General features: G+C 37.3%; 8 protein-coding genes. 3 read left to right on the forward strand and 5 right to left on the reverse strand.

Annotation, left to right across the window (positions count from 1 at the left end):
• Nucleotides 1-2: 2 nt before the first annotated feature.
• Complete coding sequence (locus tag BHC51_RS06935) at nt 3-554, reverse strand: flavodoxin family protein (RefSeq protein ID WP_100099091.1); 552 nt, start codon at nt 552-554, stop codon at nt 3-5.
• A 475-nt stretch (nt 555-1029) separates the two neighbouring features.
• On the opposite strand from BHC51_RS06935, the gene BHC51_RS06940 reads away from it, so the two are divergent.
• Together BHC51_RS06940 and BHC51_RS06945 are read left to right on the forward strand one after the other, a co-directional pair.
• Complete coding sequence (locus BHC51_RS06940; protein WP_100153657.1) at nt 1030-2421, forward strand: NAD-dependent succinate-semialdehyde dehydrogenase; 1392 nt, start codon at nt 1030-1032, stop codon at nt 2419-2421.
• Nucleotides 2422-3519: 1098 nt separating this feature from the next.
• Nucleotides 3520-3858: a zinc ribbon domain-containing protein YjdM gene (locus BHC51_RS06945; RefSeq protein ID WP_100124105.1), complete on the forward strand. Its 339-nt coding sequence runs from the start codon at nt 3520-3522 to the stop codon at nt 3856-3858.
• Between the two features lie 115 nt (nt 3859-3973).
• Here BHC51_RS06945 and BHC51_RS12765 read toward each other — a convergent pair whose 3' ends face one another.
• Nucleotides 3974-4147 carry a hypothetical protein gene (locus tag BHC51_RS12765; protein WP_180296454.1) on the reverse strand — a complete coding sequence of 58 codons (174 nt, stop codon included), beginning with the start codon at nt 4145-4147 and terminating at the stop codon, nt 3974-3976.
• Between the two features lie 500 nt (nt 4148-4647).
• Here BHC51_RS12765 and BHC51_RS06950 point away from each other — a divergent pair, with 500 nt between their 5' ends.
• Nucleotides 4648-5724 (forward strand): ADP-ribosylglycohydrolase family protein, encoded by a 1077-nt coding sequence (locus BHC51_RS06950; RefSeq protein WP_180296455.1) that lies wholly within the window; start codon nt 4648-4650, stop codon nt 5722-5724.
• Nucleotides 5725-5775: 51 nt separating this feature from the next.
• Here BHC51_RS06950 and BHC51_RS06955 read toward each other — a convergent pair whose 3' ends face one another.
• From BHC51_RS06955 to BHC51_RS06965, 3 genes are all read right to left on the reverse strand, one after another.
• Nucleotides 5776-7278, reverse strand: a complete 1503-nt coding sequence (locus BHC51_RS06955) for a glucosyltransferase domain-containing protein (RefSeq protein WP_100153637.1) — start codon at nt 7276-7278, stop codon at nt 5776-5778.
• A gap of 855 nt (nt 7279-8133) precedes the next feature.
• Nucleotides 8134-9534, reverse strand: coding sequence for a hypothetical protein (locus tag BHC51_RS06960; protein WP_100153638.1), 1401 nt, complete (start codon nt 9532-9534; stop codon nt 8134-8136).
• Nucleotides 9535-9549: 15 nt separating this feature from the next.
• Entirely contained in the window at nt 9550-14613 is a 5064-nt protein-coding gene (locus tag BHC51_RS06965; RefSeq protein WP_100153639.1) for an AAA domain-containing protein, read from the reverse strand.
• Between the last annotated feature and the right edge of the window lie 161 nt (nt 14614-14774).

Below are 14774 nucleotides of genomic sequence, written 5' to 3' on the forward strand. Positions count from 1 at the left end.
TCTCAACCTAACTTGTTAACAACTTCACTTATCCGCGCTACATAAATTTTGACAGTTTCAATATCGCCGCGCGGAATTTCATCTACACTGGCATCAGCTGGTGTCTGTACCAGAGCGCCAACAGAACCGCCAAGTGTATTGACATCATTGCGATCTGCTTTCTTAGTATTTGCCGGCAACAGCCCCAAACTCACCCAGATACCACCATGCTGTGCCGCCAGAGTCTGCATCCAAATTAGCGTTACCTGTTTATCACCATTAAAGCTGGCACTATTGGTAAACCCACCAAATACCTTATCCTGCCAGGCGCGATCCGCCCACAATGCCGAAGTGGCATCAGCAAATTTTTTGAACTGCCATGGCACATTGCCCATATAAGTGGGTGCAGCAAAAATAATCCCTTTGGCAGCATGAAGTTGCTGCCACTGATCATCATCCAGATCGCCATTAGCATCAATTTCTACCAGCACCGCATCGGTATCTATTGCCGCAGCTTCAGCAATTTTACGGGTATGGCCGTAACCGGAAAAAAACACAATTGCCAGTTTACTCATTTGTATAGCCCTTATAATTGATTAAAAAGCCAAAATAGCTTAAGCGGGTAGTACCGCTACGGCAAGAGCGTTTCAGGAAACAAAATTGTCCATTATTGCTTTGTAGGAAAACATAGTAGCACCGAGCAATAATCTTCACATGCCTGAAGATTACTTGCCGTAAGTACTAAAAACACTTTAGTATAGAAGCGATATTTCATTGATTTATTGTGTACTTGATAACACAGTAAATAATTGTTAAACTGAATTAAATAAAAAATCATCCCTAAATATAGATATTTAGGGATGATAAATAATATTGCCGTGTGCCTTTATCAAGCTTATAGATAGTCAGAAGCAGAAGTAGCATACACATCAGGCACACAATCATTTTCAGATAGCAGTACACAACCGATTGTCTCAGAATCTGCCCGCAAATAGTCAGTCGACAGGGCAGGTATCCGTGGTGTAACCCTTACTCATGAAAGGTAATAATATGGCGTACGCTAGTACCAATCCCTATACCGAGCAACAGGTAATGGCATTTGCTGATACCACCGATGTCGAATTGGAAGCAGCATTAAATCATGCAGATGCTGCTTTCCAGAAGTGGAAAACCACTACATTTGCCCAGCGTGCGCGTATCTTGCAGGCTGCTGCTGACATTCTGCGTGCCAATATTGACGAATATGCCCGTTTATTGACATTGGAAATGGGTAAACTGTTCAGTGAGGCCAAAGCAGAAACTGAGTTATCTGCACAGATTTTCGAATATTATGCGGTGAATGCCGAGCGTCAGCTTCAGCCGGAAGTTTTGCCGGTTACGTCTAATAAAGGCAATCGTGCCCGCATCGAATTTGCCCCGCAGGGCATTATTCTTGCCGTTGAACCGTGGAATTTCCCGTATTATCAGATAGCACGTATTGCTGCGCCACAACTGGCTGCCGGTAATGTTGTTCTGCTGAAACATGCCTCTAATGTGCCACAGTGTGCCGCTAAAATGGCTGCCATGCTGTCACAGGCCGGATTGATGAACGGCGCTTTTCAAAACCTTTATCCAACCCATACCCAGCTGGCCAAAATCATTGCCGACCCGCGCGTACGTGGCGTAGCCTTAACCGGTTCGGAAGGTGCTGGCATGATTGTAGCTGCACAGGCTGGCGCAGCATTGAAAAAATGCACGCTGGAACTGGGTGGTGCTGATGCCTTTATCGTACTGAATGATGCCGATATTGAAAAAGCTGCAAAATGGGCTGTATTTGGCCGCCACTGGAATGCAGGACAGGTATGTGTGAGTGCCAAGCGAATCATCGTAGAAGATGGCGTATACGACCGTTTCCTGAAATTGTATCGAGAGGGTATTCAGCAACTGCGCATGGGAGATCCGATGGATGCAGCCACCACTCTCGCACCGCTGTCTTCCCGCTCCGCTGTCACTGGCCTGCAACAACAACTAGACGAGGCAATTAAACTGGGTGCTCATGCTGAAGAAATTGCATTGGATATGCCTGCTCAGGGCTGTTTTTTCCGGCCGGTTATCCTGACTAACATTCAGCCAGATAATCCGGCACGGCATTGGGAATTCTTTGGTCCGGTTTCTTCAGTGTATCGTGCCAAAGATGCAGCCCATGCTATCGAAATTGCCAACGATACCCCTTATGGCCTTGGCGGTTCCATCTTTACCGCAGACGAAGAACGCGGTGCACAGCTGGCACAGCAGATTGATACCGGTATGGTATTTATCAATCATCCCACCATGGTGAAAGCCGATTTACCCTTTGGTGGCGTAAAACGTTCTGGTTTCGGACGTGAATTGCTGGACTTAGGTCTAAAAGAATTCGTTAATGCCAAATTGGTAAGCATTGCCGATATCGACGCTGAATTCTAACCAGCGCACCATAGAATACAGAGCGGCCAAACAACCGCTCTGTTATGTTATTTGTATCTCATCTTCAGAAAAGTTTCTCTTTTTCCCTATTTTCGCTACAACGGCCAACAATCTGCTATTCTCAATACAGTAAAGAATCAACTTGGCGATACAGATAGATTACCGAAATATCAGACAGAAGTAGCATTATGCGAAATTCAGGCCAGAGCATTCAGCCAGCCCGATTTTCTCAGGTATAGTAATTAAATCAGTGTTGTGTGTATTACCTTATTGATAATAAAAATATTTTATTGTAGTGTGAATACATACCAGTGATTGTACAGCTGGCAATATCTTAACCGTTATCTGCTGTTCCCGTCAGTTAGGATTTTACCAACCTGTCCCTGAACAAAACTTATCCACAACCACGATTTCTGCCCCCAGAGTGAACAACTGATACACTATCGCTACAGCTACTTGAAAAACGGATAAACATCAGAACGCACCAGATCAAGTTTAATCCGCAGCGCTTCCGTGGCTGATATGTAACTTACACCTCGTAACGCCTTACAGACCATTTTTGCCTATGGTGATGATATCTAATCCACCCAGTGTGCTAGCAATCTATTTGCATATGAACTGGATTTTATCTGGTCTTACCGTCTGAACAAGCATATGCATCTGAAGAAATCCCCAAAGGATTGAGCTATTGTTTCAGATATGAGTCCCTTTCAGACTATCTGAATCAGACTGAAGCCAATACCATAACCATCTAACTTTGGATAATTATTTCAAGCTAATCAATAACGATAAACCCAAAGTACAGGTTATCAAATCGGTATTTCTCGGTAGAAATCATGAAAAATGATCAATATCAGTTATATATGCTAAAAATATAAATATTGGGGCATAACTAGCAGTTTGTAGCAAAAGAATCGCATGAATACGAATTGGTCGTTCAAATATTCAGAAAAGACAGCACAACAATATCAGAATCGGGCATAATTTCAGTTTCAGCAGTGCACATACTGCAAAAGAGCGTAAGAAGCACATAAAAATGTGGTGATTGCAGCAAAATTAGGTACAATCGCCGCATTTTACTACTGTAGAGGTTTAACCATGTCCGAATCAACACCAATCTGCCCACAATGCGCCAGCGAACAGAATTACTTTGATGGCACCTTTACTGTCTGCCTTGAATGTGGACATGAATGGGATGCAGCCAGCACAACCAGCAGCACACAGGAACTAGACGTTAAAGACAGTAACGGCAATCCGCTGGCTAATGGTGATGATGTTATCCTGATTAAAGACCTCAAACTTAAAGGTAGCAGCACCGTACTGAAAAAAGGTGCCAAAGCTAAAGGTATTCGTCTGGTTGAAGGCGACCACGAAATCGATTGCAAAGTAGACGGCATGAAAATAATGCTTAAAGCATGTTTTGTAAAAAAAGCCTGAATGACTGTGTAACGAAATAATATCCAGTTCGTCTGCCGGATAACACATGCAGACAGACCAGCTAGTTTTCTGATTGTGGATAAATACAGTTATCCACAATCTGGCTGGTTATGGTTTATTTATCTATATGGTGTAAAGCAGAGTCAATCACTGTAGAAATACGATTATCCGACACACCGGAAACGCTTCGCCCTGTAAATAAAAATCGTATTTTGCTGATACTGATGGCAAATTGAGCTGCCGGTTTTTCCCTTTGTTTGACCAGTCGCACATTCGTGCGCAGCGGCATTACTGCCCATCTATCCTGAAACGGCAGACCAGAGCATATTGTATAAAACGGTATAGAATTAATAATTTTATAGCGCAGACATAAATTAAAAGCTTCAAAGGTTAGGTAATAATTATTTTCATATATTGATGATTTATTTATAAATTATTAATTAGCATACAGCTTATTGAAGCATATCAGCGAACATAGAGCCGCCAGATTCACTATTAATACAGTAAAGTTGATGTATTCCCTAATAAATATATTTATAGCATAATTTAATTTTTGCTATTACTATGTGATAATTTACTGCTCATAACAGCTTCAGCAATCCGTCCGGCAAGATTTATTTAATCTGATAGCTAAACCAGCCTGAACTCAATTCATTCAGCCAAAACAGCTAAACCATATTGATAAAAACCAGGTTTTTTTAAAACATAAAGTGATAATATATATATCCACCGTTTCGCATCCGCATTGGAGTGAGAGGTATATTGTTGATGTTATCGTCAGGAATATCCATGCAAGAAGCACAATCAACACAACAGATTACCGGCTTATTACTCGGCACTGCCGTAGGCGATGCCATAGGGCTGGCACGTGAAGGTCTATCCCCCAAACGAGCCTCTCATTTATTTGGTAACCAAATTCAGCATAGCCTGATGGTTACTCCATGGGGTAGGGCAGGTTTGTGCAGTGATGATACCGAGCATGCAGTAATGGTGGCTCAGAGTTTACTAACCTGTCACCAGAATACAGATGATTTCAGCCGCCAACTGGCCAGCCGGCTTCGGCGCTGGTTTCTTACCCTACCCGCAGGTCTGGGTATGGCTACCCTGAAAGCATGTAGCAAATTGTGCCTGGGCATCAGTCCGGCCAGAAGTGGCATTCGCTCCGCCGGTAATGGCGCAGCCATGCGTGCCCCTGTGATTGGCTGGTTTTTTGCCGATAATCCGGCCACCATGCGCAAAATAATCCACACAGCCACCATTATTACCCATACCGACCCACGTGCAGAAGAAGGCGCATGGGTCATCGCCATGGCTGCCAGACAGGCCAGCCAGCAACAGCCACAAGCACCAATTGACTGCTTTTTTGCTGAAATCATACCTGGCCTAAACGACCAGCAACTTATCAGCCATCTGCAACTGGCACAGCAAAAGCTTCGACAACAGGCTGAACTCAGCGACTACCTGCTGGCCTTGCAGCTAGAGAAAAAAGGCATTACCGGCTATATCAACAACACCGTACCTGCCGTTATCTACGCATGGCTGCGCTACTATGGCAGCTATGAACAGACTATCAGCGCACTGATACACGCCGGCGGTGATACCGACACCGCCGCCGCCATCGCCGGTGCACTTGCCGGTATTCAGTTGAGTGAGGCCCCAGCACAATGGCTAGAAGGTGTGAAAGAGTGGCCGATGAGCATAGACTATCTGCGTAAACTCTCTAGTGCACTGGCTGCCAGAAAACACCATCCCGAACAAACCATTACCCTGCGCCAACCCGCCTACCTCCTCATACTGGGCAGAAACCTGCTGTTTTTCTGTATCATTATGCTACATGGGTTCAGACGGCTGTTACCGCCGTATTAGGTAGTAAAAGTGTATTTTAGTTAGGTGCTTAGAAAAAATAAGCTGGTAATCTTACAAACACTGTTTGGGTTTAGTATTTTCTTTAACACCATTCGGACAATGGCCAACGTACTGTCCCAGTTTTACCACTACTACATCATTTATCTGCAAAATACTGCCTTTCTGCGGCCAGACAGGTGCTGCATATACAGCCTTTAAATTAGATCTGATATCATCATAGGATGCGGGCACAATATTGGCGATTTCTGTCTTATTCATAAATGCAGAAATTCTGTCAGAATTCCCATGATCATAGATAAGAAATGAATAACCAAATATATCTGAATTTCTGGGTCGGGCTACCCGTTTAATATCTAGTGCACCAAAGAAATAAACTTTTATCGGGGTTTCCTGAGATACATTTAATTTTTTTGCGATATCGCTGGCAATAGCAGAAGCCAGCCGGTAATCTTTTTTATAGGCAAGATAGTCAGTATAAAAAAGATTACTCACCGTGGCCATGCCGTACAGAAATGAAAAAGCAGCAACAGCCCAAAAGCATTTATTTTTTTTGATGACAATAAAACTAATCACGCCCGACGCAGCAAAAAATATAGCAAAGCTAGTCATCGTTCTGGCCGGTAAATTCTTGCCAACCACTATATTCATGGAAAACAAAGTGATGATGCTTAAAAGCGCATACAAACTGTATCTTGTTTTTCTTTTTAGCGGATAAAATAGCGGCAGGATTAAAAATATAACAGCCAGTACAAACGTATTCATCCCGTAAGGTGCCTTAAGGGTAAAATAATGTTCTATACAGCGGCTAATCTTTTTTAGTGCCAGCCTAGGGTTATTAAACCAAGTTACAATATCGGTTAAATAAGATTCAGAGTGAAGATGGTAGTAACTCAGGAATAACTTCCCCAGCAGAAAATACAGCACCATCCCGATAGCTGAAGATATTAATAACCTGAATATCAGCTTTAAATGGCCAGAATTTTCCGCTCCCTTGACGATATCTACCAATAGATAGGCAAGTAATAAAGAATAAGAAAAAAAGATTATCGACTGATAAATGGCTACCGAATAACATAACAGAAAAGCCGGAAGAATGACTGTATACAGAAAAGAATTTTTCCTGACGATCAAATACACGGCCATTGATGACAGTAAAATGGCTGTGGCTATCGTATCAGATTGGTTAAGAAATTGTAGCTGGTAGGCAAACTGTGCTGAGGAAGCATATAAAACAGCAAAGAAAATTGCTTGATTCAGGTTTAGAGAAAAGATTTTAACAATCACCGCACATGAGGCCGACAATAAAATAAAAGTCAGCATCTCAGTATAAAAAGGAATAAAAGGCTCAGGATAGATACTGGCTTTTAATAAGGCATGTCCCCATCTGCCAATAGCAATAGTATGGGAAATATTGTTATTAAATTCCTCATCTATCGACAAACTGAAATGCGTAAGTTCAAAACCATAAACAAAAATATAAGTAATAAATGCGGCCAGAAAAGTAAGCATTGCAATCTGGTATTTATCATTCTGGCTAGTCTCAGTATACTGCATTCAGTATCGCCTTTGTCTGAAGCAAACTTATCGTTTGTTGATCATATATTGCACAAATTAGTTTACATAAGCATAAAAGAATTGTGCATAAACCAAAGTTTATTTTTTACAATACAAAATTATAATCTAAATTTTATGGTGTAAATTACCAAAACAGCAGTTAAAGTTAACAAAACTAGTTTTAATTCAGAAAAGTAACATCTGGTGCGCATTATTTTGTATTGGTTATGACAGGAAATCTGTGTATAAGAAGAAACATAATGCAGTGGCCATTGTTGCAGTATTTTACATGAAGTGTACAGATTCAGGCTGTGGCTGAATAAGTAAGGAGTAACAGGCTTGGCATGGTATCAAATAATATGTCGAAGCCATCGCAAAGCGGTATCACTCCGTAAAGGTGTTTTTTGCTTGAAAAGGCAAGCAATATAATCACCACAGGAAGGACAAATTCAGTCTAGGTAAACTGTTGCTGGAACGCTAGCTCGTTACGGCTAGCGTACCGCTTGTGGATAGCAAAGAATGCATAAGTTTAGTGCCGTTTACTTCACCCCTATAGAAAGCCTTGTTAACAGCACCAAAAATATCTATCAGCAACGCATAGCGATTAGACAGGTCGGTTGAAAATTTGCATGGCTGCAAACCCGCCGATGGCGTTTAGTATGGCAGTTTTATAATCTCTGGTGTTGTCAGCCTTTGTGTTTTGTTTACTTGGATTTCAATATTAATTTGTCTGAACAGTTCAATTACCTGTGCGGTTATTTGCTAAAATATATACAAAGAGTTAATATTTTTGCTGATTAATCCGAGTAAGAAAAATGACTGTAGTCTAGCATAAGATCCAATCTTTTAATGTTTCTAGAAAATTTTACCAAAGTCTTTTGTCGTACTGGATTCATCTTTGTCGAAAATAGGTTCATTTAAATAGCTTTGAACAAGTTGAAAAATTTGTTTTACTTTTTCAGGTTGTTGAGTAGTAAAACCTATAGGTAATGTAACGTCATAATGATCTAGTTGCACATGATAACAAACTACAGCAAAGTGATCTTCTAATACAATGATTTCAGTATTATTATTCAAAAAACCTTCTTTGAAAGCATAAATAGATTTTTTTTCATTGTTATTATCATTATCGGATAACCAGAATCTTTTTGTATTTTTTAACTTAGATTTTTCCAATGGCAGATAAAGACGAAAATCATATAAATGATGTTTTTGTTTATTTATATTGTAAAATTCATTTTGATTAAAAGAAGCTATTTGTTCTGGACATTTTCGTTGCGCTCCCCAATATATATTTTCTACTCCTAACCAGAATAGTTTTTTGGGCGTTTGTGGAATATTTTTTCTAAGTTTCTCTAATGATTCCATTAAATGCTCTTGGATGATTTCCTGATGATAGGTTTGTCCCACGAAATAGTTTTTTTGCAGTGATTTTTGTTTAATGGCATTAAATTGTTCGAAATTAAAATTAGGAGTGATGATTGTTAAAGTTTCAGAATCTTCTAAATCATTCATACTTTTGATAATTTCTTTTAAATTATTGGTTCTTTTGTATTTTTCTAATGTATCAGTCACTTGTTGAACTATTTTTTCACTATGATTTACATGTTGAATATCATTTCGGAATAATTGATTCCCGGTATGTTTATCCAAAGAAAAAAATTGTGTGAAACGAAAATATTTATGGTTAAGTACTTCTATGCCATCAATTTTATACAGTTGCCCCTTGTTATTAAGCAGTTTAATCTTACCCTCTTCTTTCAACTCGATAAACTGTTGCTGAAAATTATGTTCTGCATACTTTGAACTGAAAGCTAATATATTCAAAGGAATGTTTAAATTAATAGCATTTTTTTTATTACTTGTATATTTTTTTTCAATAAAATTTTCATTTAGTAATTCCATATACATTTCAATTTCTTCTGTGCGTAAATCAACTAATATTGGTTCAGTACTACTGTATTTGAATAATTTCTTACCTGCTGTAGTTAATCCAATATTTCCATCAGCAAGGTATTCAATCCAGTTTCTATTAGCCAAATCATTTAATGCATTTTCTGTTTCATATTGAGAAAATTCAAAATATGTAGCAATTTTCTCTGGGCAGCAAGGGCACAATAAAAGTAAACGTAAAAGATATTCTCGCACAAAAGATAATCTCTTATCATCACTGTAGGAAAAAGTGATGTGAAAACGCGGAGCCTTTATAATAAAATCAATCTGATTATAAATTAAGCTATTTTTTTGTTCTTTCATTTTTTTCCTCGGTGATCAATAATTATTGGGTTTGGCTTGGATGATTGAATATGCCAATTTATTTTCGCTGGATTCCATCATAGCCAGCACTTTACCTAAAGGCAAATGGGTATTTTTTTTACGCCACATAGCTGTGGCGCCTACGATTATCAGTCTATCCATAGCACGTGAAAGAGCAACATTAATGCGATTGGGTAATTTTAAAAAACCTGTGCTGTGGGTTTTGTCATGGCGAGTAATCGATAACATAATAATGCGATTTTCTTTACCCTGATAACTATCTACTGTGTCAATTTTAACCAGTTGTCTGAATTGATCACTCCATTTTTTCTCATTGAATTTTTTGCGAATTAAGTTTTTTTGTTCGCCATACATACAAATAATACCGATTACAGCCTCTTGTTTTTCCAGACAATCCTGTATGATATTACTTTGAATAAAATCGTCATTCTTGGCCAGATATTGAAGATGCTGAATGATTAGATCTGCTTCTGTTTCATTAATAAGGCTGCCATGTTCGTCTTTTTCCTGATGATAGGAATTTGGTAAATTACTCGTATCCAGCCAAGTAACACAGCTGGAAAAATGTTGATGAACGGATGTATAAACATCTGGTATTTCTTTAGCTGATCTGCCATTTTCTAATTTTCCTTCATAAAAACACTCAGATATAAGATTGCCAATTGCTGGTGCCATGCGATATTGAGTTTTTAAAGTTGCGCAAGTATGTTGGCCATAAGGCGATTCAAATACACGTTCAAAATCACTGCCTAAAATCCGTTCGAATTCTTCTTCACAATCTGAAATACCAAGATGTCGTGCCAAAGCTCGTTTATGCTCTTCAGAGTACAATGGTGGTAACTGTTTATGGTCACCTACGAGTAAAATGCGTTTAGCCGATTGCATGGCTATAGCCAATTCACTGGATATTGATCGTGCTGCTTCATCTATAATTACCCAATCATAGATATTTTTATCAATCTCGATATTGCCTTGTCCAATGCCAACACAGGTTCCAACTACTAGCTGACGAGAACGGGCAAGAAATTCATCATAATTAACTTTTTCGTTTGATAGCGCCTGCTGCATAGACCAAGTTAAATTGATTAAATTTTCAGCTTGAGTTGATGATTTAGGCTGAATACAAAAGTGTTCATCAAGTTTATTGATTAGAGTCGGCAAAATTTTATCTACAATGGTTTTATCTACTATGATTTTATCGGTATAAATATTTTTATTATTATCAGTAAAATTTTCGATTGCGCAATGAATATGCTGAGTAATTTTCTTACCTAGACGTTTATATTCAGCTATATCATCATTCTGTCTGGAACTATATTTTTCTAGACGATTAAGACGCTCAATCTGTCCTCCGATGTCCAATTGTAATTCAGCTCGCAATTTTAAATAATCTTCAGGTATACCAAGTGCTTGCCCAATTTCACAGATGCGTTTTATTTGTGAGGCTTGAAGTATTTCACGTTTCGAAATAACCAGATTCTGGGAAAATACATCTTGTAATTCAGCGGAAACAGCAGACTCACGGTTACTGAACCGAACAATACTGATATTTTTTTCCAGACGTTGACAGTGCTTGCGAATTCTTTCGGCAGCGGTATTAACTGCTTCATGAGATTGACTGACTAGCAAAATTTTTTGTACGCTTTGTTGTGTAAAAAGAAAGTGTACAAATGCGGCAATAAATTCAGTTTTGCCTGTTCCAGGAGGGCCTTGCAATAAAGATAAAGGGCCATTCTGTAATAGTTTGGTGAAAGCATCTCGTTGGGCATTATTCAGCCTGATAATTCCGCCATGTCCATTATCACGTTCATACAGCCGAAATTCTTCTTCACCTATTTTAATATTATAACTTGTACTTGGTATGGTGCAATTAGCCTCAAAATATTCTGGTAATTGATTGATAACACTTTCTCCATCCAGAATCCGCTCCACCGCTTTTTTTCGCCGTCTCAGAGAAGCGGCTGTTTGATTATTTTGCAGATACAAAATTGGATTATTTTTTAATATATGAGTGTTTTTTGGTTCTTCATCAAAGCATAGGTAATTTGAGGTACTGAATTGTAGATTGAGTAAACCTATAGAAAATTCTCTATTTTTGGAGTCTTTGACTATCACTTTTATTCTATCATCTTTGCGAAAATGATCTAATACCTGTTCATTTCTGCCTGTTTCATAGAAAAGTAACCATTGTTTATTATTGTGATCAACTTCTATTTTGGGAGATGTTTTATTGTTAGCCTGATTATTTTTAACTCCCATCACCGCTATCACATATGGCAATGAGTCCGTTTCTTTATTTATTATTGCTGTCCATAGATTTCTGGTGCTTAACTGCTGTCTTGTATCAGCATTGAGAGTTGGGTTGACTGATAACTCTTCTATAGCCTCTGTTGGATTCAGTGAATCACTAGTTAAAGAGGTAGTTAAATTTGGTTGTTTTAGATTAATCTGTGTTTGTTCGAAAGTAGATAATACTTGGGTAAATGCAGGCCAATTGAGTAAAATTTTGGATAAATTTTCTAATTCATAACTTTCATCTCCTAAAATATTTAGACCAAAAGGTATACTTAAATTGCTGTCTTTCTTTATCTTAGGAGTTAGTTCTTGTTTTTCTTTTGGCTGAAACGCATAATCGAAATTATTAGTAGCTAAGTTAAATACGGTTTTAAATGATCCCCCAATGCCAAAGAATTCAATATAGATTTTGTTTTTTATATCATTCTTATATTTGTTAAAACTAACAAATAATTCATTTTCTTCTGGAAAAATCTGAAAAGTATGATTATTTTGATTTTTTCCTTCAATATCAATAAATTCGATATTTTTTTTTGGTTGTAGTGCTTTTTTAAATCGTTCCAGTGATATAAACCCTGTTTCTCTATCTGAGCATTCAAGCTTAATTACTGTAGTAATTTCTGAAAATTGAACGGAATCTTCTCCCCACTTTATATTTAGCAATTCACACGCCATACGCATAACAGCAAAATTATCCCGTTCTCGCTCACTGGCTTCTTCAGCAGTAGGTGGTGAATAATAATAATTCAGGTTACTTTTACCGTTGGGAGTATAATCGACTAGATCAAGTAAATACAATTTAGCATTGCTATTACTATCAACGGAAATCTTAATGTTTTTTGGATGTAAATCGCCATGATATATATTTAAACCATGCAGGTGTTCAATAGCTTGTATCAGTTTATAAATTATTTCATATTTATGGTTTAATTCAAGATTTTCTTGTTGAAGTTCTTCCCACGTGTAACCTTTGATATAGTCACTTACTATAAACAAGCTACATGTTTTAGCTGCGATACCAAATTCATGAATTGTTGGTAAATAGTCAGGAGCAAGGTTTTTTAAGAAGGAGATGCGCTCTAAAAATTTCCATACAATCTGAGCTGCTGCATTATTGTTTTGATACTGGATATTTAGCCATGCTTTTACTACCTTACCATTGGAAAGGTAAACTTCTTTATCAGAAGCATCTACTAAATAGTCTTTGTCTGTATCCAACGGATATTTAAGATTATGATGATAAGGATGTTTGTAATAATCTAATTTGCTTTCATCAAAGGTAAAATCGTATTTCTGTTTAGGAATTTTTTTATCAAAGGCATCAAAAAATGCTTTGCCGTCTGTAAAAGGATGTTCTGATAAGGCTTCTCTGAAAATATCTGCATACCAATCATTATTAGTTTTAATTTCTTCTGCAAATATTTTGATATTATTGGGTGAAATACTTTTAGCATTAATAATATGCCATGCCAAGACTGTAGCAGAGCGTATATCCTGAACATAAGAAGTAGGTTTGGTTATGGGAAAATACTCAAACGCTAAATCTTTTATGCCTGAAACTGATAAAATGTCTCTAATATTGCCAATAGTACCTTTTTTAGGGTAATAAGCCGAAATAAAATTGGAGAAAGTAATCTTTTTGGCATCCGTTATCCAGATACTGTGATAATTAATATCACGGTGAGCGATTTCTATTTTATGTAAGTTAGATAATTTTTTCAGCAATAAATAAACTATTTGCAGTCTTTCTTCTTTATTTAATTTATTAGCGTTTTGTTCGATAAATATATTAAAACTTCTATTTGAAGGTAAATAACTGAATATATCAGTGTATTGTGCTGTAATGTCCTCTTTTATCGGTGGTAATTTGTGACTGAGACAACTATTAAATAAATCTTCATTAGCGATTTTAATATATTCTAAAACATCATATTCATGTTTTACAATGCGATATCTGCCATCTGGTGTTTTAGCGGAATTATCATTTATTCGGTTAAAATCCCAGCGGCGAAGCAAAGCTAAATCTGTCTTGATCTCTTCTGAGTGTGCTAAATACTCTTTATAAAGATGATTGGGGTGTACAAACAGAGCATCTTCTTCAGCTATATATCCACTTTTGCGGTATGGTTTGGGTGGTATTGTTTTTTCTTGAAAAAATTCTTTAGCTAAATCAGCAGGATCGATAAAAGATGTTTTATCTTTGTGTCCAAATTTTTTTCTGAACTCTTCTTCATCTTTTAATTTCAAAAAGTTTTCCAACTGCATGACATAGTTTCTTTCAGCTTCTGGTAATTCGGTAAAAGTTGCCTTTCCAGTCATGACTACTAAATAATTTACATAAATATTTGAATATTTTTTGTTAATCTCTTGAAGTTTATCCATAATGAGATAGGCTTTATTACGGGTAACAGTTACAGGTGATTTACCCATATCTCTATTATTCAGACACCATCGGCCATTTGTATTACTTATTTTGCCATGCCAATCTTTTAATTCGATAACAAGTATACTGCAATGAGTGAATATTAGTAAATCGAATTCATAGGCGTTTTTACGATCAGCAAGCCTAAAACCTGCATAACCTTTCCAAGGGAAAATAGAATTGGTTTGTTGATACAAGGTTTTAAAATCCTTACATTTTACTGTTAAGGATGACTTTTTCTCATCGTCTATAAAATTTTGTTCTATGCGTATAATGGCATTTACTTCATGGATTGTTAAGCCTTCAGAACAAATTTCAATCCATTTTTTGGAATCTATCATTTACTTTTCTCTACTTAATTGCATGACTTGTTATTTAGTTATTATATAACTAATATAAATTAAATATTGCGTAAATAAATATGTATAAAATTATTTTTGGCTTTGGCTAATCATTTCTAATTATGTGTTTAATTATATAGATCTTTGTTGTTTAATTTTTA

It is taken from the genome of Snodgrassella alvi, from assembly GCF_002777745.1.
GTDB classification, from domain to species: Bacteria; Pseudomonadota; Gammaproteobacteria; order Burkholderiales; family Neisseriaceae; genus Snodgrassella; species Snodgrassella alvi_D.

Excerpts from the sequence above, each read along its gene's own strand:
- BHC51_RS06965 (WP_100153639.1), bottom strand. The coding sequence starts at position 14,613 with ATGATAGATTCCAAAAAATGGATTGAAATTTGTTCTGAAGGCTTAACA.
- BHC51_RS06955 (WP_100153637.1), bottom strand. The coding sequence starts at position 7,278 with ATGCAGTATACTGAGACTAGCCAGAATGATAAATACCAGATTGCAATG.
- BHC51_RS12765 (WP_180296454.1), bottom strand. The coding sequence starts at position 4,147 with ATGCCGCTGCGCACGAATGTGCGACTGGTCAAACAAAGGGAAAAACCG.
- BHC51_RS06950 (WP_180296455.1), top strand. The coding sequence starts at position 4,648 with ATGCAAGAAGCACAATCAACACAACAGATTACCGGCTTATTACTCGGC.
- BHC51_RS06935 (WP_100099091.1), bottom strand. The coding sequence starts at position 554 with ATGAGTAAACTGGCAATTGTGTTTTTTTCCGGTTACGGCCATACCCGT.
- BHC51_RS06940 (WP_100153657.1), top strand. The coding sequence starts at position 1,030 with ATGGCGTACGCTAGTACCAATCCCTATACCGAGCAACAGGTAATGGCA.
- BHC51_RS06945 (WP_100124105.1), top strand. The coding sequence starts at position 3,520 with ATGTCCGAATCAACACCAATCTGCCCACAATGCGCCAGCGAACAGAAT.
- BHC51_RS06960 (WP_100153638.1), bottom strand. The coding sequence starts at position 9,534 with ATGAAAGAACAAAAAAATAGCTTAATTTATAATCAGATTGATTTTATT.